The following is a 24,206-nucleotide window of genomic DNA, read 5'->3' as shown; positions in this document are numbered from 1 at the left end:
GGCGGGCGCCGGGAACGGCCTGCGCAGGGTGAACGCCCGTCGGGTGAGCCCGTGTTCACGCAGATGCTACAGGCGCTCCTCGGCATCCGAGGGCGGGACATGTTCACCCGGGCCGGTTCATGGCCGGCCCGCGGGGGTGTTGTGCGTCATGGCCGCACCGTGGCCAGCGCGTCCTCCACCGCACAGGCCGTTTCGAGCAGTTGGACATCGGCGCCGCGCTCCGCGACCAGCTGGAGCCCGACCGGGCAGCCGTCCGCCGTGAATCCGGCGGGCACACTGGCCGCGGGATGCCCACTCAGATTGAACGCCCAGGTCAGCGCAGTCGAGAAGAGCTCGCCCGGACCGTCGTGGCCGTGCGGGCGGTTGGGTGTGGTCGGCGTGAGCAGCAGCGGGGCACGCGCGAACAGGGCTTCCAGCGCGGTGTCGTTCGCGCGCCGGATCTCCGCGGCGCGCGGGGACGGCGACCCGCCCCGGACCGCCTGCCACGCCTCGCGCGGGTCGAGCAGCTCGCACCCGCGGTCCACGAGCCGCACCACCCCGGCCGCCACGAGCCCCCCCACCGCCCGCCGGACGACCGCCGCGACCTCCGGGTCGACGTCGGCGTACCCCAGGCCGGTGCTGAAGACGGCCGGTACGGGAAGGACGGGCGGCACCGGCGCGCAGTCGTCCAGGACGGTGCGCAGATACGTCCGGGCCCCGGCGGCCGACCGGGTCAGCACCCCGGCGGAGGCCAGCCCGGTGCGGTCGGGGGAGGGCAGCAGACCGTTCGTGGTCTTCAGGCCGAACACGCCGCACCACGCCGCCGGGATCCGTACCGACCCCGCCCCGTCGCTGCCGGTCGCCAGCCCCACGAGGTCCGCCGCGACGGCGACCGCCGAGCCCGCCGAGGAGCCGCCCGGGGTGCGATCGGGGCGCCACGGGTTGACCGTGCGGCCGTGGGCGCCCAGCCCCCAGGTCTGCCAGTACGTGCCGGGGCCGGGCACCGAGGTCGAGCCGACCGGGACTCCGCCGGCCCCGATCAGCCGCCGGGCCGCGTACGAACGGATGCCGGTCCGCCCCTTGACCGCGAACGGCATCCCGGCCAGTGGGAGCCCCCGGGCCCGCTCCGCATCGGCGAGCGCCCGCTCGGGCCACACCTCGATGAACGCGCACAGCCGGGGATCCTCCCGCCCGATGCGCTCCAGTGCCCGGTCCACCCCGCTCGCTCCAGCCATCCGGTCAGTCTTGCAGGGCCGCCGCCATGACGGAACGGGCGATCGGTGCCGCGCTGCCGCCGCCGCTGATGTCCGCCCGGTTCGCCGCTGCGTCCTCCACGACCACCGCGACCGCGACGGCCGGCTGTCCCGAACGGGGCGACTGGGCCCAGGAGATGAACCAGGCGTACGGCCTGCCCGAGTTGTCGATGCCGTGCTGTGCGGTGCCGGTCTTGCCGCCGACGGTCACCCCGTCGATCGCGGCGTTGGACCCGGTGCCGTTCTCCACGACGTCGACCATCATCCTCCGCAGCTGCATCGCCGTCCGCGGGTTCATCGCCTGGTGGTAGGTGTGCGGGCCGTTGCGGTGGACGGACGCGCCGCTGTGCGTGGTCGTACGGTCCACCAGATACGGGTGCTTGAGGTCGCCCCCGTTGGCCACGGCGGACGCCACCATCGCCATCTGGAGCGGAGTCGCCGTCGTGTCGAACTGCCCGATCGACGACAGCGCCAGCTGGTCCCTGGTCATCTCGGTGTCGAAGTTGCTCTTCGCCACCCCCGAGGGGATCTTCAGCCCGGTGTCGTTGAAGCCGAACTTCCGCACCGCGTCCACCATGCCGTCGAGGCCGACCCGCACCCCGAGATCCGCCATCACCGTGTTGCAGGAGATCCGGATCGCCTCGGCGAGCGAGGCCTGCTCGCAGCCCTGTGCCTCGTTGGGCAGCGTGGTCGACGTACCGGGCAGCACATACGGGGACGGGGTGCCGGTGTCCGCGTCGGGATCGGTGACGACGTCCGCGTCGAGCGCCGCCGCCGCCGTCACGATCTTGAAGGTGGAGCCCGGCGGATAGGTCTGCCGGATCGCCCGGTTGAGCATCGGCCGGCTCTTCGAGGCGTTCAGCCGCGCCCAGGCGTCGGTGACGGACGAACCGGTGCCCGAGAGCAGACCGGGGTCGTACGAGGGGGTCGAGACCAGCGCCAGGATCTTCCCGGTGGACGGTTCGACGGCGGCGACCGCGCCGCGCCGGCCGCCGAGCCCTTCGTACGCGGCGCGCTGCATCGAGTCCTTGACGGTCGTGACGACGTTGCCGCCGGGCTGCTGGCTGCGGGTGATCTCGTTCCACAGCGGGAACGGGGCGAGCATCGGATCGGTGCCGGAGAGGACGGAGTCCTCGGCGTTCTCGATCAGGGTCGTGCCGTACGTCTGCGAGGCGTAGCCGGTCACCGGCGCGTACAGCGGGCCGTCGAGGTACGTGCGCTCGTACGCGAGCTGCTCGCCGGTGTTCTTCGAGCCGGTCACGGTCCTGCCGCCGACCAGGATGTTGCCGCGTGCCTGGCCGTAACGGGCGATCGTCAGACGGCGGTTGGCGGGATTGCTGTCCAGGCTGTCGGCCTCGAAGACCTGGATGCGGGCGGCGTTCAACAGCAGTGCCACGAGCAGCACCAGGAGAAGCGCGGCGGCCCGTCGGATGTAGCGGATCACTGCTCTCCCTCCGTGACCTGCGCGATGATCCCGGTCTCCGCGTGGTCGGGGCGCGGTCTGCGGGCCTGGTCGCTGATCCGGATCAGCAGCGCCACGATGATCCAGTTGGTGACGACGGACGAACCGCCCTGGGCGAGGAACGGCATCGCCATGCCCGTCAGCGGGATCAGCCCCATCACCCCGCCCGCGATCACGAACACCTGGAGCGCCAGGATCGAGGCGAGACCGATCGCGAGCAGGCGCCCGAAGGGGTCGCGCAGGGCGAGGCCGGCCCGGTAGCCGCGGGCCACCAGCAGCGCGTACAGCAGGAAGATCGCGGTCAGCCCGGTCAGTCCGAGCTCCTCGCCCGCCGTCGCCAGGATGAAGTCCGACTTGGCGGCGAAGCCGATGAGGATGGAGTGGCCGAGGCCGAGCCCCGTGCCGAGCATCCCGCCCGCGGCGAACGCGAACAGCGACTGGGCCAGCTGGCCGGGGCCCTGACCGGCGTCGATGGAGGCGAACGGGTCGAGCCAGTCCTGGACCCGGCTGTGCACATGAGGCTCGAAGGAGCCGACCACGAACGCGCCGACCGCGGCGAGCAGCAGCCCCACCGCGATCCAACCGGTCCGGCCGGTGGCCACGTACAGCATGATCACGAACAGGCCGAAGAAGAGCAGCGAGGTGCCCAGATCGCGTTCCAGGACCAGCACGCCGACGCTGAGCAGCCAGATCGCCACGATCGGGCCGAGCACCCGGCCGGTGGGCAGCTGGAGCCGCCAGATCCGGCGGCCGGTGTAGGCGAGCGCGTTGCGGTTCGCGGCGAGGTAGGCGGCGAAGAACACGGCGAGCAGGATCTTGGCGAACTCGCCCGGCTGGAAGGAGAATCCGCCGACCCGGATCCAGATCTTGGCGCCGTTCACCGCGGGGAAGAAGATCGGCACGATCATCAGGACCAGCGCGGTGGCGACCGAGAGATACGCGTACCGCTGGAGCACCCGGTGGTCGCGCAGGAAGACGACCACCGCGGTGAACAGCGCCACACCGAGCGTGGACCAGACCAGCTGGGTGGGAGCAGCCTGGTCCCTCGGCGTCTCCAGGTCGAGCCGGTAGATCAGCACCAGGCCGAGCCCGTTGAGCAGTACAGCGATGGGCAGCAGCAGCGGATCGGCGTACGGGGCGCGGAAGCGGACCGCGAGATGGGCGAGGAGGGCGAGCAGCCCCAGGCCCGCGCCGTAGCCGGCCACATCGGGCGGGACCGCGCCGTTCCTGGCCAGACCGACGGCCGCGTAGCCGTAGACGGAGATGAGGACGGCCCCGATGAGGAGCAGCAGCTCGACTCCGCGCCGCTTGGGCAGACGTAGATCGGGCGGGGGTGCGTCCGCCGTCGTTGCGGTCATGCCAGGCAACGTAGCAAGAGCTGGTGTGTATTTCCCTTATGTCGTAGCAAATATGTCCGACGGTATGGTGATGAGCGTCGGCTTGCGGCCCGACGCCTCGTCACTCCCCGTGATGCGGGCCGGACTACGGGCCGCTCCGGGGTTCCGCCGCCCCGTCGTCCGCTGCCGGGCACCCGGGCAGCGTCACCCGGGCCACCGCCCCGCCGTCCGAGGCGTTGCGGAACACCAGGCCGGCGCCGATCACCGCGGCCTGACCGGCCGCGATGGTCAGCCCGAGACCGTGCCCCCGGCCGACGCCCTCGGTACGGAAGCGCTGCGGGCCGTCGTCCAGCAGATAGTCCGGGAACCCCGGGCCGTGGTCGCGTACGGTCACCACCGGCCCGTCGACCGTCAGCACCACCGGGGGCCGGCCGTGCTTGTGCGCATTGGTGATCAGATTGCCCAGCACCCGCTCCAGGCGCCGTCTGTCGGTCTCGACGCGCAGGTGTGCGGAGCTCTCCGGGTGCTCGACACGGATCGCGGTCCCGGCCCCGGACGCGCACACCACCCGTTCCACGAGCGGCACCAGCTCGTACACATCGAGATCGACCGCTTCGCTGCGGGCGTCGAGCCGGGAGATCTCCAGCAGATCCTCCGTCAGCGCCCGCATCGTCCGGACCCGGTCCCGCACCAGCTCGGACGGCCGCCCCGGCGGCAGCAGCTCGGCGGCGGCCGACAGACCGGTCAGCGGAGTGCGCAGCTCGTGCGCCACATCGGCGGTGAAACGCTGCTCGGCCTGCAGCTTGCGCTGGAGCGTGGACGCCATCGTGTCCAGCGCCCCGGCCACGATCGCGACCTCGTCCTGTGGGCGCGAGGGGTCCGCCGTACGCGGGTCGCGGACCCGGGCGTCGAGATCGCCGGCGCCGATCCGGCGGGCCACCCGGGCCGTCTGGTGCAGCCGCCGGGTGACCCGGGTGACCGCGAAGGCGCCGACCAGCAGGGTGGCGGCGATGGCCAGCACGGAGGAGCCGACGATCGCCCCGTCGACGCTGTCGATGGTGCGGGCGCTCTGGCTGTAGTCCACCTGCGTGGCCAGCGCCCGGCCGTCGGCCGGGGCCGCCGCCCACATGGCCGGGCGCCCGTTGTGCTCACCGACGAGCGTGCCGCGTTCGCCGCTCGTGGCCAGGGCGCGCAGAGCGGCCGGCAGCCCCGGCGGATCGATCCCGGAACCCGGCGGCAGCGCCTCGCCCGTCTCGTACGCGACGGTGACGTCGGTCAGCCGGGACAGGGCCTTCTCGCGGGCCTGGCCGACGGTCTGGCGGGTCACCTCGGTGTGGACCAGCACGCCCAGCAGGGCGGCGAGCGCGCAGCACATCACGGAGATGAAGACGGCCGACTTCCAGGTGAGCGTCGCGGCCCAGGGAGGCAACCGCGGCAGGCGCCGCCCCGTTCGCGGCCCGTCCGCGCCGGGCCGGCTCACCGGCGCTCCGCGGAGACACCGGCGGACGGCGTCGCGGTGGGGCCGGTGGGCGCGGTGCTCGGCCGGGCGGTCGTGAGCTGCGGGCGCGGTGCCCGGGACGGCGGAATCCGCTGGATCTCGTCCTGCGTCGGCAGCATCGCGCGCTGCCGGGCGTCCCAGGACCAGGCGGTGCGGTACTCGTACCCCGCGATCGCCGACGGCGCCCGCATGATCAGGTCCCGGCCCGCCAGCTCGATGCTGATCACGGCGTCCGAGGTGGACAGGATCCGGGTCAGCCCGCCCGCCTCGGGCATGTAGACCCGCACGGAGACCTGGTGGTCGGGCAGCCGGATGCCGAGCACCAGCTCGTCCCTCCCGTCACCGGTCAGATCGCGGTAGTACGGCCGGAGCACGGGACAGGAGGCCGGTTCGGTCCGGCAGGCGTCGATCTCCCGTACGGTGTCGGCGGGCAGGACGGCCGTACCGCTGGACCGGTCGGGCCGGGCCCGCAGGTCGGCCCGCACCACCGCCACCGGATCCAGCCGGTGCACATCGCCGTCCGGCACCTCGATGCCGGGGATGCGCGCGGTCTCGCCCTCGCCGTAGTCGTACGGCGCGGCGGAGGCGGGCGGCAGCTCGGGCCAGAGCCTGGCGGGCCCGACGGCGGTCGGGGTCGGTCCGGCGCTCCGCAGCCCACCGCCGTTGCCGCAGCCGGTCAGCAGCGCCATACCGGCGGCGGCCCCCAGGGCCGCCACCGTGCGGCACCGCACCCCGCGACGCGGACGCATGACTCCCTCCCTTCCCGAGGTCCAGCTCTCCAGACCTTATGCGGAAGGAAGTCCGTAATGCCTATTTAATGCAGGCGGAGGCGTTCGTTTCGGTATCGGCAGGGGTGCCTGTCAGCCCTGGTAGGGATTCTGGCCCTGAGCGTTCGGCGCGTACCCCGGCTGGCCCTGCGGCTGCCCGTACGGATTGCCCTGCTGCGAGGCCGCGTGCTGCGCCAGCAGCTGATCGGCCTGCTCCTTCGGTATCTGCTGCTCCCCGCCGCAGAAGGTGCACTGGGTCGCGAATTTCGTCGAGAAGGGGAAGAGCGGCACGAAGAACAGTGTGAACTTCGTGACCCTCTTGCGCAGCGTGTGCGCGGCCGGATTGCCGCACCAGCCGCATACCAGCGTGAGTACGGCCAGTTGGTACAGATAACCTCGCGTACCGAAAATGATCATGTTGCGGGCCCCTTCCCCGTGTTCCACAGCAGCGCCTGCCGGCAGAGCGCCAGCAGCTTTTCGTCCTCGTAGGTGTCGTGGCTGCCGTACCCGCTGTCCATCGCGTTGTGACGGCGTACGGAGGCGAGTTCGGCGCGCAGCACATATGCCGCATCCGACCCTGCACCAGCGGCACCCATCCGCGCCAGGCCTTCCGCCACCCGGACGCGCGCATGACGGTTCTGCTCCCAGGCCGCCAGCAGCACCGGCACGGACGCGTCGGACCGCCCGGACACCTCCCACAGCGCGATCGCCGCGTCCACCCGCAGCCACAGCTCCCCGTGACCCAGCAGCGCCCGCAGCCTCGGCGCGACCACCCCGGCCCGCGCCCCGAGCCCGCCCAGCGCGTTCACCGCGGACCGGACCTCATGGACGCGCTCCGCCCGCAGCCCCTCGATCAGCACCGGGAGCACCGCGCCGGCATCCCCCTCGACCGCCCACAGGGCCTTCGCGACCTCGGTCGCCGAGGTGGCCCCGGGACTCCGCAGCAGCACCCGCAGCTCCGGCACGGCACCGCGCGCCGCGGGCCCGAACGCACCGAGCGCCCGCAACGCCGCCGTACGCACCCACTCGCCCCGGTACTCCGGCACGCCGCGCAGCACCCGCAGCACCTCCGGCAGCGCCTCACCGGCCCGGAGCGCGGCCAGACCGGTGAGCAGCGGGCCCGCCCGGTCGTGTGCCCGCTCGTCGAGCGGGACCTCGCCGAGCCTGCGGCGCAGCACCTCGGCCAGCGGGTCCGCCGCCGCCCCCAGACAGCCGATGGCGAATCCCATGTCGTGCGGCACCTCGGGCCGCTCCAGCGCGGCGGTCAGCGCGGGCACGGCGCGGGCATCGCCCAGCCCGGCCAGCGCCTTCACCGCACTGCCCAGCGCCGGCGGCCCGCTCGGCCAGTCCCGCACCCAGGCCCCGGGATCCGCCGCCACCCGCGCCGCCAACGCGTCCGCGGCGGGGGCAGCGAGCCCGAAGAGCTCCTCCAGCACCTGCGAGGCCTCGTCGGCCAGCCGTGGATCGGGGGTGGCGAGCTGCTCGCCGACCAGCCGGACGAGCTCTTCGTACGAGCCCCGCCAGGTCCGGATCAGCCCGCTGCTCATCCGGAGCGCGTCGATCCGCTGCCGGCGGTCCGCGCTGCGCAGCTGATCCGCCAGCAGCGCCGTCCGCTCGGCGACCCGGTCGTCGAGCCCGACGTGCAGTGTGCGCAACAGGTCCGCCGTCCAGGGGGCGGCGGCCGGCGGGACCTCCTCGTCGGACAGCGCCCGCAACTGGCCCACCAGGGTCGCCGGCGCGACCCGTTCCTCGGCGGGCGGTTCCCCGGCCGCGTCCGGATACCCCGCGACCGCCTCGGCCGCACCGGCCTGGGCGTCGAGTGCCGGGACCGCCCCGGACCGGCGCGCGGGTATCGAACGCAGCTGCCGCAGCAGCCCCGTCACCATCCGCACCACATCGCCGGGCAGCGCGTCCGGCGCGCACCGCGCCAGCTGGGCCAGCGCGGCCAGCCGCAGCCCCGGCGGGAAGCCCTCGCCCGCCAGCCGGCTCAGCCAGGCGGCCGCCGGCCCGGCCTGCAGCCGGTGACGCAGGGCTATCCGCCCCGCGGCCTCGATCAGGGCGAGCCGCACCTCCTCGTCCGGCTCGATCGGCAGCCGCTCCCGCAGCAGCTCGAGAACCCTGCCCGGATGGTCGTGGAGCGCGGCGAGTGCCAGGGGAGCGCAGAGCCGTACCCCTGGGTCCTCGTCGGCCATCAGGTCGAAGAACACATCGGCGCCCGCGGTGACGGCGGTCGCCGCCATCGCGTAGTTGGCCGCGCCCTCGATCTCGTCCTCGTCGATCTCGTCCTCGTCGTCCTCGTCCAGATCGATGCCGCCGATGCTGGTGAGCAACTCGACGATGCCGCCCCGGTCCGGGATCCCCGGATCGACGACCAGTTCGAAAAGGAAAGGAATGCTGGCCAGTGTGCAGGCGTACACATCGCCCTGGTGGTGAACCGCCCCGTACATCCCGTCCAGCGCCTGTTCGCGCTCGGCCGGATCGGCCGACGCCAGCCCCCGCAGCATCGCGGGCACATCACCGGCCGGTCCGTAGGCATGTTCCATCGAGGCCCAGTCGACCTCGTCGATCCCAGCGAACACCCCATCGCCTCCCCACGCATTTCAACGAAGCAGTGTCTGCGAGGAGTGTGCACCACCGGTCGGACGGTCCGCCCTCCACATGCGGTCTTTTCCTGGCGAGCATGACAAACGCGCATGCCATGCGCTATCGGTGGACCGTCGCGAAACGGTCACTTTTGATGGCGAGACGTCAGAATCGCTCCTGCGCGGCCCTGTTGCCGTGCCTACCGCGCGTCCGGCAGGCGTCCGGCCCCGTCCGGATCGGCCAGCGGCCCGAGCAGATCCCCGTACCGCTCCAGCCGCGCCCTCATCCCGTCCGCCAGGAAGACCAGCTCCCCGGGGGTGCGGCACTCCTGGATCTCGGCCCAGGTGACGGGCGCGGAGACGGTCGGTTCGGGCCGGGCACGCAGCGTGTACGGGGTGGCGGTGGTCTTGGCCGCCGCGTTCTGGCTGAAGTCGACGAACACCTTCCCCGGCCGCAGCGCCCGCTTCATGCGGTGCACGACCAGGTCCCCGAGCTCCCGCTCCGCCTGGACGGCCAGCCCTTTCGCGTAGGCCGACACCCGATCGGCGGGGGTCGGCTCCAGCGGTACGAGCAGGTGCAGCCCCTTCGCCCCGGACGTCTTCCCGTACGCGCACAGCCCGTCCGCCGCCAGCCGCTCGCGCAGCCACAGCGCCACCGCACAGCACTCCACCACGGTGGCGGGTGCGCCCGGGTCCAGGTCGAGGACCATCCGGTCGGCCATCCCGGGCGCATCGGCCCGCCACTGCGGGGTGTGGAACTCCACCACCAGATTGGCCGCCCACATCAGCGAGGCCAGATCCTCCACGACCACCTGCCTGGCCTGCTCGTCGTCGTGGTGCGGCACCGGGGTGGTCCGTACCCAGGACGGCGTACCCGGCGGCGGATTCTTGGTGAAGAAGCGCTGCCCGTCCGGCCCGTCCGGATAGCGCAGGAAGGAGACGGGCCGGTTGTCCAGATGCGTGAGCAGGGGCCCCGCGACGGTGGCCGCGTAGTAGTGCAGCACCTCGCCCTTGGTGGTTCCGGTGGCCGGATACAGCACCTTGTCGAGATTGCTGAGCGCCAGCCGCCGCCCCTCCACCTCTGTGATCGGCGTCATACGATAAGAATCACATGATTCACGGATCTACAGGTATCTACGCGGACACAAGGGGTGAACAGTGAGGTCCATCTGGAACGGCGCCATCTCCTTCGGGCTGGTCAGCATCCCGATCAAGCTGGTCAACGCCACCGAGAACCACTCGATCTCCTTCCGTCAGATCCACCTCGCCGACGGTGGCCGGATCCGTTACCGCAAGGTCTGCGAGCTCGACGACGAGGAGGTCGCCGCGGCCGAGATCGGGAAGGCGTACGAGGAGCCCGACGGTTCGCTGATCCCGATCACCGACGAGGACCTCGGCTCGCTCCCGCTGCCCACGGCCAAGGCGATCGAGATCGTGGCCTTCGTGCCGGCCGCCTCGATCGACCCGCTCCAGATGGACGCGGCGTACTACCTCTGTGCCAACGGGGTACCGGCGGCCAAGCCGTACACCCTGCTGCGTGAGGCGCTGAAGCGGAGCCGGAAGGTCGCCCTGGCGAAGTACGCGCTGCGCGGCCGCGAGCGGCTCGGCATGCTGCGGGTGGTCGACGACGTGATCGCCATGCACGGCCTGCTCTGGCCGGACGAGATCCGCAGCCCCGAGGGCGTCGCCCCGGAATCCGGGGTCAAGGTCCGTGAAGCCGAACTCGACCTGGCCGACGCGCTGATGGACACCCTCGGCGAGGTGGACATGGATTCGCTCCACGACGACTACCGCGAGGCGGTCGAGGAGCTCATCGCGGCGAAGGCGGAGGGCCGGACCCCGGAGCCGGCGGGGGCGGACGCCTCGGGCGGCGGCAAGGTCATCGACCTGATCGCGGCCCTGGAGAGCAGCGTCCGGGCGGCGAAGGAGGCCCGGGGCGAGGAGCCGGAGGCCGCCGAGCCGGAAAAGGCATCCGTCGCCAAGGTCTCCTCGCTCACGGGCCGCAAGAAGACGGGCGGAACCGGAACGAAGAAGAAGGCCACCGTGTCCGCCGACAAGACGCCCGCGAAGAAGTCGACGCCGAGCAGGACACCCGCCAAGCAGACTGCCGCACGGTCGACGGCGAAGTCGTCCGCCAGATCGACGGCGAAGAAGACCACCGCGAAGTCGGACACGAAGACGGCGGCGAAGAAGGCGGCTTCTCGCAAGCGCGCCTCGGCCTGAAACACGGATGAGCGGCGCATCCCAGCGACGATCACGGTCAACACCGTTCCTGTAACGGTCCTTTGCCCGAAGAATCGGAGCCGGTAACTCCACATGGCCGAGGGGCCGAGGCTGCTACGGCCGCATCCCCTTCGCGGGCACGGGCTCGGTTTCCTCCTGGTCCGAACCCGGACCGCCGAAGGCGCGAAGGCGCGAAGGCACGAATGACCGACCGCCCACAGGTTGCGCGGTTCCGCGCCTATGCTCGCCGGATGGAGCAGAGCGAAGTGGTGAAGCGAGTGGTGGGCATCCTCACGGAGGCGGGCGAGATCCGTCGGCTGCTCGAAGAGAACGTCGACCGCGACGACCTGGAAACCGATCCCAGCGTGGTGACCGTACTCCTCAACGAGACGATGCCCCGGATCACCGTCCCCGAGGACGCCTCGATCGAGGAGGTCGCGACGCTCGTCGGCCGGGAGGTCGGCGCCGCGGTGGAGCAGCTCGTCGGTGCGTTCACCCTGGCCTTCGCGATGCTGGCCCAGGTGCACGACTCCGGGCAGACGGACGTCTCGTCCGCCGACGTGCTCCAGGACCTGGCGCTGCGGGCCGAACAGATCGGCTCCGACGGGCCGGACGACGTGGGGCCGTAGCCGGTACGGGCCGCCGCAGTCCGACAGGCTCGCGACCATGACGAAAAGACCCTCCGCTCAGCGTTTCCGCTGGTCGGAGGGTCTGTCGGAAGTGCCCTCGGCAGGATTCGAACCTGCGCACACGGCTCCGGAGGCCGATGCTCTATCCCCTGAGCTACGAGGGCGAATCGCTGTGTTGCTCGGCGACGGGTGAAACACTACCAGCTTCCGCGGGGTGTCCGTGAACAGGTATTTCCGGGCCGGCCGGCGAGGCCGCGGGGGCCAGGAGGAGGGGCGTGCAGTGCGTTCCGGATGCATCCGGCCACCCCTCGCGCCACTCGTCCGGGGTCGGAAATGGGCAAAACCCGGACGCAGCCCCTACGTCCCACCTACTCTCGGAGTGTGTCAGGGGCGTGTGGCCGCGTGCTTGTTGTCGACGACAACAAGGTCATCCGGCATTTGATCAGGGTCAACCTCGAGCTCGAGGGCTTCGAGGTCGTGACCGCGGCCGATGGTGTCGAGTGTCTGGATCTGGTGCATCGGGTCAGTCCCGATGTGATCACGCTCGATGTCGTCATGCCCAGGCTGGACGGTCTGCAGACCGCCGCCAGACTGCGCTCCGATCCGCGAACCAGACAGCTGCCCGTGGCGATCATCAGCGCCTGCACGGCGTACGAGGTGGACAGCGGGGTCGCCGCAGGGGTCGACGCGTTCCTCGCGAAGCCCTTCGAGCCGACCGAGCTGGTGCGGCTCGTACGGCAGTTGATGGAGCGGGAGGACCCGCCGACGCTCGACGGCAGACAGGGTGCCGGGACGGCGGAGCGTGCAGCGGGGTGACCGCATGGCGAAACCGGTTCGCGGGGTGCCCCCCTTCCTCCCATACGCTTGTCCTGTGACCCCCGCCGATCTCTCCAGGACCGTGCTGCACGCCGTGCGCCGCGCGGTCGACGAGGACGCCCTGCGTGCGCCCGTGCCCGCGCGCGTGCGGGTGGAGCGGACCCGCCCCGGCGGGCGGGGGGAGTACGCCTGCGCCGTCGCCCTCCAACTGGCCGGGCCCGCCGCGCTGCCGGCCCGGGACGTGGCCGAGATCCTCCGGGCCCGGGTGCTGGGCGCGCCGGGCATCGGGGACGTCGAGGTCACCGGGCCGGGATTTCTGAACTTCACGCTGCGGGCCGGGGCGCGCGGCCTCGACACACTGGTGCGGACCGTCACCGCCCACGGCACGGCGTACGGACACGGCGACGCCCTCGCCGGAGCGGTGGTCTCGTTCGCGCCCGTCGAGGAGCTCCGCGCCCGTCTCGTCACCGAGACCGTCGAACGGCTGCTGAGGGCCCAGGGCGCCGAGGTCGGGGAGCGGACGGCGGGCGGGGAGGCGCTCCACGTGATTCCGGTGCCGGCCGCCGACCGTGACCTCTTCGGGCGGCTCGGCAGCGACGCCGCGCGCTGGGCCCTGCTGCGGGCCGCCCCGCACGACCGGCCCCGGAGCACGGGGAACGACGAGCTCCTCGTGCAGCAGGAGAGCAATCCGCTGTTCCGGGTGCGGTACGCGCACGCCCGGATCCGGGCGCTGGGCCGTGGCGCCCGGCAGCTCGGGTTCGGCCCGGCGTACGAGGAGAGCGTGGACGCGCCCGCGCTCGGCGCGCTGCTCGCCGATCATCCCGGCGTGCTGGCGGCCGCCGCCCGGCACCGCGAGCCGGATCGCGTCGCCCGGCAGCTGGAAGCCCTCGCGCTGGCCTTCTTCGACTTCCACGACAGTGCTTCGCCGCTCCCCGTCGGTGACGAGAAACCCTCGGCCGCCCACCGCTCCCGGCTCGCTCTTGCCGACGCCACCGGGACGGTGCTGGCAGGCGGCCTGTCCCTGCTCGGCATCAGCGCACCCGAAGTCCTCTGAGAGATCCGAGAGAGCAGAGCAACACCATGAGCCGATCCGCACACCCCGCCGGGCCCCGCCACGCCGATGTCATGACGGAGGGGCACTACACCGCGCCGCCGGCCGATCTCAACGCCCTGGACGAGAAGGTCTGGGCCCGCACCGTCACCCGCGACGAGGAGGGCGCGATCACCGTCGGCGGGATCGGAGTGACGCGGCTGGCCGAGGAGTTCGGCACCCCGGCCTACTTCCTCGACGAGAGCGACTTCCGGGCCCGCTGCCACGCCTGGGCCGACGCCTTCGGACGCGACGCCGACGTGTTCTACGCCGGAAAGGCCTTCCTGTCGCGGGCCGTCGTGCGCTGGCTCCAGGAGGAGGGGCTCAACCTCGACGTCTGCTCCGGCGGCGAGCTGTCCACCGCGCTGGACGCCGGGATGCCGGCCGAACGCATCGCCTTCCACGGCAACAACAAGACCGTCGCCGAGATCGAGCGGGCCGTCGAGGCCGGCGTCGGGCGCATCGTGCTCGACTCGTTCCAGGAGATCGCCCGGGTCGCGCACACCGCGCAGCGGCTCGGCAAGCGGCAGCGCGTACAGATCCGGGTGACCGTCGGCGTCGAGGCGCACACCCACGAGTTCATCGCCACCGCGCACGAGGACCAGAAGTTCGGGATCGCGCTGGCCGGGGGACAGGCCGCCGAAGCGGTGCGCCGGGCGCTCGCCCTCGACGGTCTGGAACTCATCGGCATCCACTCGCACATCGGCTCGCAGATCTTCGACATGGCCGGATTCGAGGTCTCCGCCCGGCGTGTGGTGCAGCTGCTCGCCGAGGTGCGCGACGAGCACGGGGTGGAGCTGCCCGAGATCGACCTCGGCGGCGGGCTCGGCATCGCGTACACCTCCGAGGACGACCCGCGCGAGCCGCACGAGATCGCCAAGGCGCTCGGCGACATCGTGACCCGCGAGTGCGAGGCGGCCGGGCTCGCCACCCCGCGGATCTCCGTCGAGCCGGGGCGCGCCATCGTCGGCCCGACCGCCTTCACGCTGTACGAGGTCGGCACCATCAAGCCCCTGGAGGGGCTGCGTACCTACGTCAGCGTCGACGGCGGCATGTCGGACAACATCCGCACCGCGCTGTACGACGCCGAGTACTCCGTCGTGCTCGCCTCGCGCACCTCCGACGCCGAGCCGATGCTGGCCCGGGTCGTCGGCAAGCACTGCGAGAGCGGCGACATCGTGGTCAAGGACGCGTTCCTGCCGTCCGACCTCGCTCCCGGCGATCTGATCGCCGTCCCCGCCACCGGCGCGTACTGCCGTTCCATGGCGAGCAACTACAACCACGCCCTGCGTCCGCCGGTCGTCGCCGTGCGCGACGGTCAGGCGCGTGTCATCGTCAGGCGCGAGACGGAGGAAGATCTCCTGCGTCTCGATGTCGGCTGATGAAATACATGTCTCAGGATCCGGACGGGTGGCAGAAACTCCCGTCCGGTGAGTGAGACTGGTCCACACATCGGATGTAAAGGAAACGAGGTCGGATGATGCGTACGCGTCCGCTGAAGGTGGCGCTGCTGGGCTGTGGAGTGGTCGGCTCAGAGGTGGCGCGCATCATGACGACGCACGCCGACGACCTCGCCGCGCGCATCGGCGCGCCGGTCGAGCTCGCCGGTGTCGCCGTGCGCCGGCCCTCCAAGGTGCGCGAGGGCATCGACCCCGCGCTGATCACCACCGATGCGACGGCCCTGGTCAAACGGGGCGACATCGACGTCGTCATCGAGGTCATCGGCGGCATCGAGCCCTCCCGTACGCTCATCACCACCGCCTTCGAGCACGGCGCGAGCGTCGTCTCGGCGAACAAGGCGCTGCTGGCAGAGGACGGCGCCGCGCTGCACGCCGCCGCCGAGCAGCACGGCCGGGACCTCTACTACGAGGCCGCGGTGGCCGGCGCCATCCCGCTCGTACGGCCGCTGCGCGAGTCGCTCGCCGGTGACAAGGTCAACCGGGTCCTCGGCATCGTGAACGGCACGACCAACTTCATCCTCGACAAGATGGACACGAGCGGAGCCGGATACTCCGAGGCGCTCGACGAGGCCACCGCCCTCGGGTTCGCCGAGGCCGACCCGACCGCCGACGTCGAGGGTTTCGACGCCGCCGCCAAGGCCGCCATCCTCGCCGGCATCGCCTTCCACACCCGGGTGAGGATCGGCGATGTGCACCGCGAGGGCATCACCGAGGTCACCGCCGCCGACATCGCCTCCGCCCGCCGCATGGGCTGCACCGTCAAGCTCCTCGCCATCTGCGAGCGCGCCGCCGACGGGCAGTCGGTCACCGCCCGGGTGCACCCGGCGATGATCCCGCTGAGCCATCCGCTGGCCTCCGTGCGCGAGGCGTACAACGCGGTCTTCGTCGAGGCGGAGGCGGCCGGGCAGCTCATGTTCTACGGCCCCGGCGCCGGTGGCTCGCCGACCGCGTCCGCGGTCCTCGGAGACCTGGTCGCGGTCTGCCGCAACAAGCTCAACGAGGCCACCGGCCCCGGTGAGTCCGCGTATACGCGCCTGCCGGTCAGCCCCATGGGCGACGTGGTCACGCGGTACCACATCAGTCTCGACGTGGCCGACAAGCCTGGCGTGCTCGCCCAGGTCGCGACGGTCTTCGCCGAAAAGGGCGTATCGATCGATACCGTCCGCCAGCAGGGCAAGGATGGCGAGGCATCTCTCGTCGTCGTCACCCACCGCGCGTCCGACGCCGCCCTCTCGGCGACCGTCGAGGCGCTGCGCAAGCTCGACACCGTGCGCGGTGTCGCCAGCATCATGCGTGTTGAAGGGGAGTAAGGACCCATGACCAGCAAGGGCACCCACCAGTGGCGCGGCATCATCGAGGAGTACCGGGACCGCCTTCCGGTCACGAGCACGACGCCGGTCGTCACGCTTCGTGAGGGCGGTACGCCGCTCGTACCCGCCCAGGTCCTCTCCGAGCGCACGGGCTGCGAGGTCCACCTCAAGGTCGAGGGTGCCAACCCCACCGGTTCCTTCAAGGACCGCGGCATGACGATGGCCATCACCCGGGCCAAGGAGGAGGGCGCGAAGGCGGTCATCTGTGCCTCCACCGGCAACACCTCCGCCTCCGCCGCCGCGTACGCGGTGCGGGCCGGCATGGTCTGTGCCGTCCTCGTGCCGCAGGGCAAGATCGCGCTCGGCAAGATGGGCCAGGCGCTGGTGCACGGCGCCAGGATCCTCCAGGTCGACGGCAACTTCGACGACTGCCTGACGCTGGCCCGCTCGCTCTCGGACAACTACCCGGTGGCGCTGGTCAATTCGGTCAACCCGGTCCGCATCGAGGGCCAGAAGACCGCCGCGTTCGAGATCGTCGACGCGCTCGGCGACGCCCCGGACATCCATGTCCTCCCGGTCGGCAACGCGGGCAACATCACCGCGTACTGGAAGGGTTACAAGGAGTACGCGGGGGACGCCGTCGCCACGCACACCCCGCGCATGTGGGGCTTCCAGGCCTCCGGCTCCGCGCCCATCGTCCGCGGCGAGGTCGTCAAGGACCCGTCGACCATCGCCACCGCGATCCGGATCGGCAACCCGGCCTCCTGGCAGTACGCATTGGACGCCCGGGACGAATCGGGCGGTTTCATCGATGAGGTGACGGATCGCCAGATCCTGGCCGCCTACCGGCTGTTGGCCTCCCAGGAGGGCGTCTTCGTCGAGCCCGCCTCGGCCGCCTCGGTCGCCGGTCTGCTCAAGGCCGCCGAGGAGGGCAAGGTCGACCCCGGCCAGAGGATCGTCTGCACGGTCACCGGCAACGGCCTCAAGGACCCCGACTGGGCCGTCGCGGGCGCCCCGCAGCCGGTCACGGTCCCCGTCGACGCGGCCACCGCCGCCCAGAAGCTGGGCCTCGTCTAGAGCCTGCGCCGATCCGCCGGGCAGGTCCCAGGACCCTCCCGGCGGCTCAGGGAAGAACCCAGCTCAACCACCCCTATTCGGGGCGGAGAGCGCATAGGAGGCGTGCGACACGCATCGTGCGCCTCCCGTGCGCCCTATGTCGCCACAGAACCTTCCTTCGATAAGCTGTACTCAAGCCGCCCCGCCGCATCTGCCGCGGTGCATGGACCGTTGTGGCCGTCGGTTCGCCGGAATCCCACTCCCCGTCACCACGGCCTCCCGCCACCACGGAGAAAACGCTTCACCACCCCCCGCTGCCACACAAGGAGAGTCGTCCAACCGATGGCCGGTCCCGCCTTCCGAGCCGCCGCCGTCCGGGTGCGCGTCCCCGCGACCAGCGCCAACCTGGGCCCGGGTTTCGATGCCTTCGGCCTGTCGCTGGGGCTGTACGACGACGTCGTCGTCCGTGTCGCCGACTCCGGACTGCACATCGACATCGCGGGTGAGGGTGCCGACACGCTGCCCCGCGACGAGAGCCACCTCCTCGTGCGCTCCCTGCGCACGGCCTTCGACCTGCTCGGCGGACAGCCCCACGGCCTGGAGATCGTCTGCGCCAACCGCATCCCGCACGGGCGCGGCCTCGGGTCCTCCTCCGCCGCCATCTGCGCCGGCATCGTCGCCGCCCGCGCCGTGACGACCGGCGGGGACGCCCGGCTCGACGACGCGGCCCTGCTGGAGCTCGCCACCGAGATCGAGGGCCACCCCGACAACGTCGCGGCCTGCCTGCTCGGCGGCTTCACACTGGCGTGGACGGACGGCGGATCGGCGCGCGCGATCAGGATGGATCCCGCACAGTCCATCGTTCCGGTGGTTTTCGTACCCGGCAAGCCGGTCCTCACCGAAACCGCCCGCGGGCTGCTCCCGCACTCGGTCCCGCACGTCGACGCCGCCTTCAACGCGGGCCGTGCCGCACTGCTCGTCGAGGCGCTGACCAGGCGTCCCGAGCTGCTGCTCACCGCCACCGAGGACCGGCTGCACCAGGAGTACCGCGCCCCGGCGATGCCCGAGAGCGTGGAACTCGTCAACCGACTGCGCGCGGACGGCGTCCCCGCGGTCATCTCCGGTGCCGGGCCGACCGTGCTCGCACTGGCCGAGGACGGTGCGGCCGACAAGGTCGCACAGCTGGCGGGCGAGGGATGGGCGGCCAATCGCCTCGCTCTCGACGCCCCGGGCGCGAGTGTGCTGCCGCTCGCCCCGTAGCCGAGAAGTGATTGCCGGTGAGTGAGAGGGGGAATGTTTGTTGGAGCCGGTAGTGTTAACCTCAAGTCTGCAACCGACGTCTATGTGGCGCGTTGCTTCGTGTCCCTTTCCGGGACCACCAATTCTTCCGGGAGCCTCCCCAACTGCCTGAGCAGCCTGCCTGAGCAGTTTCGTGCACGCTCCGGAACCGGCACGACACCCCTCGCTCGTCCAGGAGTGGGCCGAGCAGGGGGATGCTCGCGCCGGGCCCTTGCACACCTTCATCCCTCCGCCGTACCCGGCGGACCACCGCCCCGGCACGGTCCGCAAGAAAAAGACCGCAGTCGGACAGCACAACCGGTCGCCGAGCCAGAAGGCCGACGTCCGCTCCAGGGAAGGACCCTTCGTGAGCGACACCACCGATCTGATGGGCGTGACTGCCGACAAGACCGTCGACAGCGCCGCGCCCGCCGAAGGTGCTGCCACTGGCACCACCACACGGCGCCGCCGCTCCGGCACCGGCCTTGACGGCATGGTCCTGGCCGAGCTGCAGCAGGTCGCGTCCGGCCTCGGCATCAAGGGCACTGCGCGGATGCGCAAGGGCCAGCTGATCGAGGTCATCAAGGAGGCGCAGGCCGGTAGCTCCGCCGCGCCCAAGGCCGCCGCGCCCGCCGCGGCGACCGAGACCAAGCCGAAGCGCCGCGCCACCTCCAAGGCGCGCACCGGGGACGAGCCGGTGGCCGCCGCGCCCGCCGAGAAGACCGCGGCCCAGCAGCAGATCGACATTCCCGGCCAGCCGGCCAGCGACGACCAGCCCACGGGCGAGCGCCGTCGGCGCCGTGCCACCGCGCAGGCGGGCAGCCCGGAGAGCAAGGCGGAGAGCAAGCCCGCCGAGGCCAAGACGGAGGCGCAGGCCGAGCCCAAGGGCGAAGACCGCGCCGAGGCCAAGGCCGAAGCCGCCGCCGACACGGCCGAGGGCCGTCGCGGCGACCGCCAGGACCGCCAGCGCGGCGACCGGGGCGACCGCCAGGAGCGCGGGGACCGCCGCGACCGTCAGCGCGACCGCCGGGGCAAGGGCGACGAGCAGGGTGGCGGCCAGGGCCAGCAGGGCGGCCAGCGCCAGCAGCGCCAGGGCCAGCAGGGCGGCGCCCCGCAGGACGACGGGTACGACGACGAGGCGGGCGGCCGTCGCGGCCGTCGCGGCCGCTACCGCGACCGCCGTGGCCGCCGTGGCCGCGAGGACTTCGCGGGCGAGGTCCCGGTCTCCGACGACGACGTCCTGATCCCCGTCGCGGGCATCCTGGACATCCTCGACAACTACGCGTTCATCCGGACCTCCGGCTACCTGCCGGGCCCGAACGATGTGTACGTCTCGCTCGCCCAGGTCCGCAAGAACGGCCTGCGCAAGGGCGACCACGTCACCGGTGCGGTGCGCCAGCCCAAGGACGGCGAGCGCCGGGAGAAGTTCAACGCCCTGGTCCGCCTCGACTCGGTCAACGGCATGGCGCCCGAAACCGGCCGCGGCCGCCCGGAGTTCCAGAAGCTGACCCCGCTCTACCCGCAGGACCGGCTCCGTCTGGAGACCGACTCCAACGTCCTGACGACGCGGATCATCGACCTGGTCGCTCCCATCGGCAAGGGCCAGCGAGGGCTGATCGTGGCCCCGCCGAAGACCGGCAAGACCATGATCCTGCAGGCGATCGCCAACGCGATCACCGTCAACAGCCCCGAGTGCCACCTGATGGTCGTCCTGGTCGACGAGCGTCCGGAAGAGGTCACCGACATGCAGCGGTCGGTGAAGGGCGAGGTCATCTCCTCGACCTTCGACCGTCCCGCCGAGGACCACACCACCGTCGCCGAGCTGGCCATCGAGCGCGCCAAGCGTCTCGTCGAGCTGGGTCACGACGTGGTCGTCCTGCTGGACTCCATCACCCGCCTCGGCCGCGCGTACAACCTCGCGGCCCCCGCCTCCGGCCGCATCCTGTCCGGTGGTGTCGACTCGACCGCGCTGTACCCGCCGAAGCGCTTCTTCGGCGCCGCGCGCAACATCGAGGACGGCGGTTCGCTGACCATCCTGGCCACCGCGCTCGTCGAGACCGGCTCGCGCATGGACGAGGTGATCTTCGAGGAGTTCAAGGGCACCGGCAACATGGAGCTCAAGCTCGACCGGAAGCTCTCGGACAAGCGCATCTTCCCGGCGGTGGACGTCGACGCGTCCAGCACCCGCAAGGAGGAAATCCTCCTGGGCAGCGAGGAGTTGGCGATCGTCTGGAAGCTGCGCCGGGTGCTGCACGCGCTCGACCAGCAGCAGGCGATCGAGCTCCTCCTGGACCGGATGAAGAAGACCCAGTCCAACGCGGAGTTCCTGCTCCAGATCCAGAAGACGACGCCGGCCCCGGGCAACGGCAACGACTGACGTCGTACCGGACCGGCTGGATCACAGGGCCGCCCCCGGCACTTCGGTGCCGGGGGCGGCCCTGTGCCGTGGGCGGGGCGCATGTGACGCAGCCGACCCCGGTACCGGTGGCCGAACCGAGACCTTTGCCACATGCCGGACGTGCCGCCGGTCCCGCCACGATGCCTGCACCTACCAAGAAACCGCAGGTGAGCGCCGGATCACCGGCTGTTGAACCGGGTTGGGTGTCCGTTTCGTCCTCACACGGAAACAACAGGTGCCTGTGCAACCCTTCTTCGTGCCACGGCGTCGTACGCGGTACCGACATGTCGATGTTTCGGTGCCCGAACACCGCTGCTGGGGGTAGCAGGGGAAGCTGACGACCGAAGGAGACCCATGACCGAGCGCGGGAGCGGCGGCCGAATACGCCCCACCGGCAAGCGCCGGAAGAAGCCCTCCCGTCGCCGCAGGGCGACCGTGATCGCCGCGTGGACCCTGGCCGGCGCGGTGGTCGTCGGCGGTGCCGGACTGGGATTCGCCTACTTCAAGCTCAACGGCAACCTCAAGGCCGTCGACATCAACGCCGCGCTGGGCAAGGACCGCCCCGACAACATCGACAACGGCTCCCAGGACATCCTCGTGCTCGGCTCGGACTCCCGGTCGGGCGCGAACTCCGCGTACGGCGCCGACGAGGGAACCGCCCGCTCCGACACCGCGATGGTCCTGCACGTCAACAAAGGCCACAAGACGGCCTCCGTGGTCTCCATCCCGCGCGACACCCTCATCACCCGCCCCGACTGCATCAGCGACACCACCGGGCAGACCGTCGCGGGCCAGCAGCGCGCGATGTTCAACACGGCGTACGAGGTCGGCGGACCGGCCTGCGCGGTCAAGACCGTCGAGGCCATGTCCGGCATCCGCATGGACCACTACGTCGAAGTCGACTTCACCGGTTTCAAGAAGCTCATCGACGAGCTGGGCGGCGTGAAGGTCACCACCACCGAGCCGATCGACGACCCCAAGAGCCATCTGAAGCTCGAACCCGGCACCCACACCCTCGACGGGGAGCAGTCGCTGGGACTGGTCCGTACCCGCAAGAGCGTCGGCGACGGCAGCGACCTCGGCCGCATCCAGCTCCAGCAGGCGTTCATCAAGGCGCTGATGGAACAGGTCAAGACCGTAGGGGTGTTCTCCAACCCGAAGACCCTGTACGACCTCGCGGACACGGCCACCAAGACCGTCACCACCGACTCCGACCTCGGTTCGGTCACGGAGCTCACGTCCTTCGCCAACGGCCTCAAGGGGCTCGGCGCGAACAATGTCCACATGGTCACGCTGCCCGTGCAGTACGACCCGGCCGACCCGAACCGCGTCGTACCGCTGGACGCCGAGGCCCGGCAGGTGTGGACCGCGCTCGCGCAGGACAAGCCGATCCCCGCCTCCGCCACCGAGAAGTCGGCGGGCGACAAGGGCGCCGCGGGCGACGTCGTACGGTGACCGGGCGGGCCGGGAATAGGTGCGGCCCGCCCCCGGTTTTGGGAGATACGGCCGGTCCTGGCAGACTGGTACGTCGGCCCCGGTTCACGGACGCGCAATCCGCGCGTGCGACCCGGTGCCCTCCCGAACCTAGGAGAAACCCTTGAAGCGCGACATCCACCCCGAGTACGCCGAGACGCAGGTCAGCTGCACCTGTGGCGCGTCGTTCACGACCCGGAGCACCATCGACGGCGGCACCATCCGCGCCGACGTCTGCTCCGAGTGCCACCCGTTCTACACGGGCAAGCAGAAGATCCTCGACACCGGTGGCCGCGTGGCCCGCTTCGAGGCCCGCTTCGGCAAGGCTGCCGGCTCCGCCAGCAAGTAGCGAGCCACTGCGCCGGTTCTCGGCGCCCTCTTGCGGGGGCGCCGGGACCGGCGTTTTTGTCCGGCCGGGGGTACGCGGCCCCGTCACGTATCCCCGCCCGGCCGGCATCACGCCGTCCAGCAGGCACGCACGAGTGAAGAAACCAGGAGCCCGAAGATGTTCGAGGCGGTCGAGGAACTGATCGGCGAACAGACCGATCTCGAGAAGAAGCTCGCGGACCCCGCGGTCCACGCCGACCAGGCCAACGCGCGCAGGCTCAACAAGCGCTACGCCGAGCTGACCCCGATCGTCGCCGCGTACCGCGCCTGGAAGCAGGCCGGGGACGACATCGAGACGGCCCGCGAGCTCGCCGCCGACGACCCCGACTTCGCCGCCGAGGTCAAGGAGCTGGAGAAGCAGCGCGAAGAGCTCACCGAGAAGCTCCGCCTGCTCCTGGTCCCGCGCGACCCCAGTGACGACAAGGACGTGCTCCTGGAGATCAAGGCGGGCGCGGGCGGCGACGAGTCCGCCCTGTTCGCCGGCGATCTGCTGCGGATGTACCTGCGCTACGCCGAGCGCGTCGGCTGGAAGACCGAGATCATCGACTCCACCGAGTCCGAGCTCGGCGGCTACAAGGACGTCCAGGTCGCCGTGAAGACCAAGGGCGGCAACGGCGCCACCGAGCCCGGCCAGGGTGTGTGGGCCCGGCTGAAGTACGAGGGCGGGGTGCACCGTGTGCAGCGGGTGCCGTCCACCGAGTCGCAGGGCCGCATCCACACCTCCGCCGCCGGTGTGCTCGTCACGCCCGAGGCCGAGGAGGTCGACGTCGAGATCCACGCCAACGACCTCCGTATCGACGTCTACCGCTCCTCGGGCCCCGGCGGCCAGTCCGTCAACACCACGGACTCGGCGGTCCGCATCACCCATCTGCCGACCGGCGTCGTCGCCTCCTGCCAGAACGAGAAGAGCCAGCTCCAGAACAAGGAGCAGGCCATGCGCATCCTGCGCTCGCGGTTGCTCGCCGCCGCCCAGGAGGCCGCCGAGCAGGAGGCTTCGGACGTACGTCGCAGCCAGGTGCGTACGGTCGACCGTTCCGAGAAGATCCGTACGTACAACTTCCCGGAAAACCGGATCTCGGACCACCGCGTCGGCTTCAAGGCGTACAACTTGGACCAGGTGCTCGACGGCGACCTGGATTCCGTGATCCAGGCGTGTGTCGACGCCGACTCAGCCGCAAAGCTCGCCGCTGCGTGAGCCGAGCCCGCCC

Annotated in this window: 20 protein-coding genes and 1 tRNA gene; 12 read left to right on the top strand and 9 right to left on the bottom strand. The window is 71.4% G+C overall.

Annotated elements, in window-relative coordinates; translation table 11 throughout:
- Positions 1 to 146: 146 nt before the first annotated feature.
- The 8 genes from IE107_RS07065 to ligD form a co-directional block, all read right to left on the bottom strand.
- The gene (locus tag IE107_RS07065; protein ID WP_189542219.1) at positions 147 to 1,214 is read right to left on the bottom strand and encodes an amidase family protein; all 1,068 of its coding nucleotides are present in this window, start codon (positions 1,212 to 1,214) and stop codon (positions 147 to 149) included.
- Positions 1,215 to 1,218: 4 nt separating this feature from the next.
- Entirely contained in the window at positions 1,219 to 2,676 is a 1,458-nt protein-coding gene (locus IE107_RS07060) for a penicillin-binding transpeptidase domain-containing protein (protein ID WP_189542217.1), read from the bottom strand.
- The gene (locus IE107_RS07055) at positions 2,673 to 4,052 is read right to left on the bottom strand and encodes an FtsW/RodA/SpoVE family cell cycle protein (protein WP_189542215.1); all 1,380 of its coding nucleotides are present in this window, start codon (positions 4,050 to 4,052) and stop codon (positions 2,673 to 2,675) included. Before IE107_RS07055 ends, IE107_RS07060 begins: the two co-directional genes overlap by 4 nt.
- A gap of 124 nt (positions 4,053 to 4,176) precedes the next feature.
- Positions 4,177 to 5,511, bottom strand: coding sequence for an ATP-binding protein (locus IE107_RS07050; RefSeq protein WP_189542213.1), 1,335 nt, complete (start codon positions 5,509 to 5,511; stop codon positions 4,177 to 4,179).
- Positions 5,508 to 6,278 carry a hypothetical protein gene (locus IE107_RS07045; RefSeq protein WP_189542211.1) on the bottom strand — a complete coding sequence of 257 codons (771 nt, stop codon included), beginning with the start codon at positions 6,276 to 6,278 and terminating at the stop codon, positions 5,508 to 5,510. Before IE107_RS07045 ends, IE107_RS07050 begins: the two co-directional genes overlap by 4 nt.
- A gap of 111 nt (positions 6,279 to 6,389) precedes the next feature.
- Positions 6,390 to 6,713, bottom strand: a complete 324-nt coding sequence (locus tag IE107_RS07040; RefSeq protein WP_189542209.1) for a zinc ribbon domain-containing protein — start codon at positions 6,711 to 6,713, stop codon at positions 6,390 to 6,392.
- Entirely contained in the window at positions 6,710 to 8,875 is a 2,166-nt protein-coding gene (locus tag IE107_RS07035) for a HEAT repeat domain-containing protein (protein WP_189542207.1), read from the bottom strand. Before IE107_RS07035 ends, IE107_RS07040 begins: the two co-directional genes overlap by 4 nt.
- A gap of 203 nt (positions 8,876 to 9,078) precedes the next feature.
- The gene (gene ligD, locus IE107_RS07030; protein WP_189542205.1) at positions 9,079 to 9,975 is read right to left on the bottom strand and encodes a non-homologous end-joining DNA ligase; all 897 of its coding nucleotides are present in this window, start codon (positions 9,973 to 9,975) and stop codon (positions 9,079 to 9,081) included.
- Between the two features lie 61 nt (positions 9,976 to 10,036).
- On the opposite strand from ligD, the gene ku reads away from it, so the two are divergent.
- Positions 10,037 to 11,101, top strand: coding sequence for a non-homologous end joining protein Ku (gene ku / locus IE107_RS07025; RefSeq protein ID WP_189542204.1), 1,065 nt, complete (start codon positions 10,037 to 10,039; stop codon positions 11,099 to 11,101).
- Positions 11,102 to 11,352: 251 nt separating this feature from the next.
- Entirely contained in the window at positions 11,353 to 11,730 is a 378-nt protein-coding gene (locus tag IE107_RS07020) for a hypothetical protein (protein WP_189542202.1), read from the top strand.
- A gap of 92 nt (positions 11,731 to 11,822) precedes the next feature.
- Here IE107_RS07020 and IE107_RS07015 read toward each other — a convergent pair.
- A tRNA-Arg gene (locus IE107_RS07015) sits at positions 11,823 to 11,894 on the bottom strand.
- 169 nt (positions 11,895 to 12,063) lie between these two features.
- Here IE107_RS07015 and IE107_RS07010 point away from each other — a divergent pair.
- The 10 genes from IE107_RS07010 to prfA all read left to right on the top strand — a co-directional run bounded on the left by IE107_RS07010 (position 12,064) and on the right by prfA (position 24,193).
- On the top strand, positions 12,064 to 12,546 hold the full coding sequence (locus IE107_RS07010) for a response regulator (RefSeq protein WP_189542200.1): 483 nt from the start codon (positions 12,064 to 12,066) through the stop codon (positions 12,544 to 12,546).
- 55 nt (positions 12,547 to 12,601) lie between these two features.
- Complete coding sequence (gene nrtL, locus IE107_RS07005; RefSeq protein WP_189542198.1) at positions 12,602 to 13,600, top strand: ArgS-related anticodon-binding protein NrtL; 999 nt, start codon at positions 12,602 to 12,604, stop codon at positions 13,598 to 13,600.
- Between the two features lie 26 nt (positions 13,601 to 13,626).
- Complete coding sequence (gene lysA / locus IE107_RS07000) at positions 13,627 to 15,018, top strand: diaminopimelate decarboxylase (protein WP_189542197.1); 1,392 nt, start codon at positions 13,627 to 13,629, stop codon at positions 15,016 to 15,018.
- Between the two features lie 95 nt (positions 15,019 to 15,113).
- On the top strand, positions 15,114 to 16,406 hold the full coding sequence (locus IE107_RS06995; protein ID WP_189542195.1) for a homoserine dehydrogenase: 1,293 nt from the start codon (positions 15,114 to 15,116) through the stop codon (positions 16,404 to 16,406).
- A gap of 6 nt (positions 16,407 to 16,412) precedes the next feature.
- Positions 16,413 to 17,483 (top strand): threonine synthase, encoded by a 1,071-nt coding sequence (gene thrC / locus IE107_RS06990; protein ID WP_189542193.1) that lies wholly within the window; start codon positions 16,413 to 16,415, stop codon positions 17,481 to 17,483.
- Between the two features lie 321 nt (positions 17,484 to 17,804).
- Complete coding sequence (gene thrB / locus IE107_RS06985; RefSeq protein WP_189542191.1) at positions 17,805 to 18,722, top strand: homoserine kinase; 918 nt, start codon at positions 17,805 to 17,807, stop codon at positions 18,720 to 18,722.
- 385 nt (positions 18,723 to 19,107) lie between these two features.
- On the top strand, positions 19,108 to 21,117 hold the full coding sequence (gene rho, locus IE107_RS06980) for a transcription termination factor Rho (protein WP_189542189.1): 2,010 nt from the start codon (positions 19,108 to 19,110) through the stop codon (positions 21,115 to 21,117).
- Positions 21,118 to 21,492: 375 nt separating this feature from the next.
- Complete coding sequence (locus IE107_RS06975; protein WP_189542187.1) at positions 21,493 to 22,593, top strand: LCP family protein; 1,101 nt, start codon at positions 21,493 to 21,495, stop codon at positions 22,591 to 22,593.
- 142 nt (positions 22,594 to 22,735) lie between these two features.
- The gene (gene rpmE / locus IE107_RS06970) at positions 22,736 to 22,960 is read left to right on the top strand and encodes a 50S ribosomal protein L31 (protein ID WP_189542185.1); all 225 of its coding nucleotides are present in this window, start codon (positions 22,736 to 22,738) and stop codon (positions 22,958 to 22,960) included.
- A gap of 156 nt (positions 22,961 to 23,116) precedes the next feature.
- A complete protein-coding gene (gene prfA, locus IE107_RS06965) occupies positions 23,117 to 24,193 on the top strand; it encodes a peptide chain release factor 1 (RefSeq protein WP_189542183.1) in 1,077 nt (358 codons plus the stop codon).
- Positions 24,194 to 24,206: the final 13 nt, after the last annotated feature.

The organism is Streptomyces gelaticus (assembly GCF_014649535.1).
Lineage (GTDB): Bacteria > Actinomycetota > Actinomycetes > Streptomycetales > Streptomycetaceae > Streptomyces > Streptomyces gelaticus.
The sequence above is the reverse complement of the archived record's forward strand: the minus strand, read 5'-3'. Positions and strand labels throughout refer to the sequence as shown.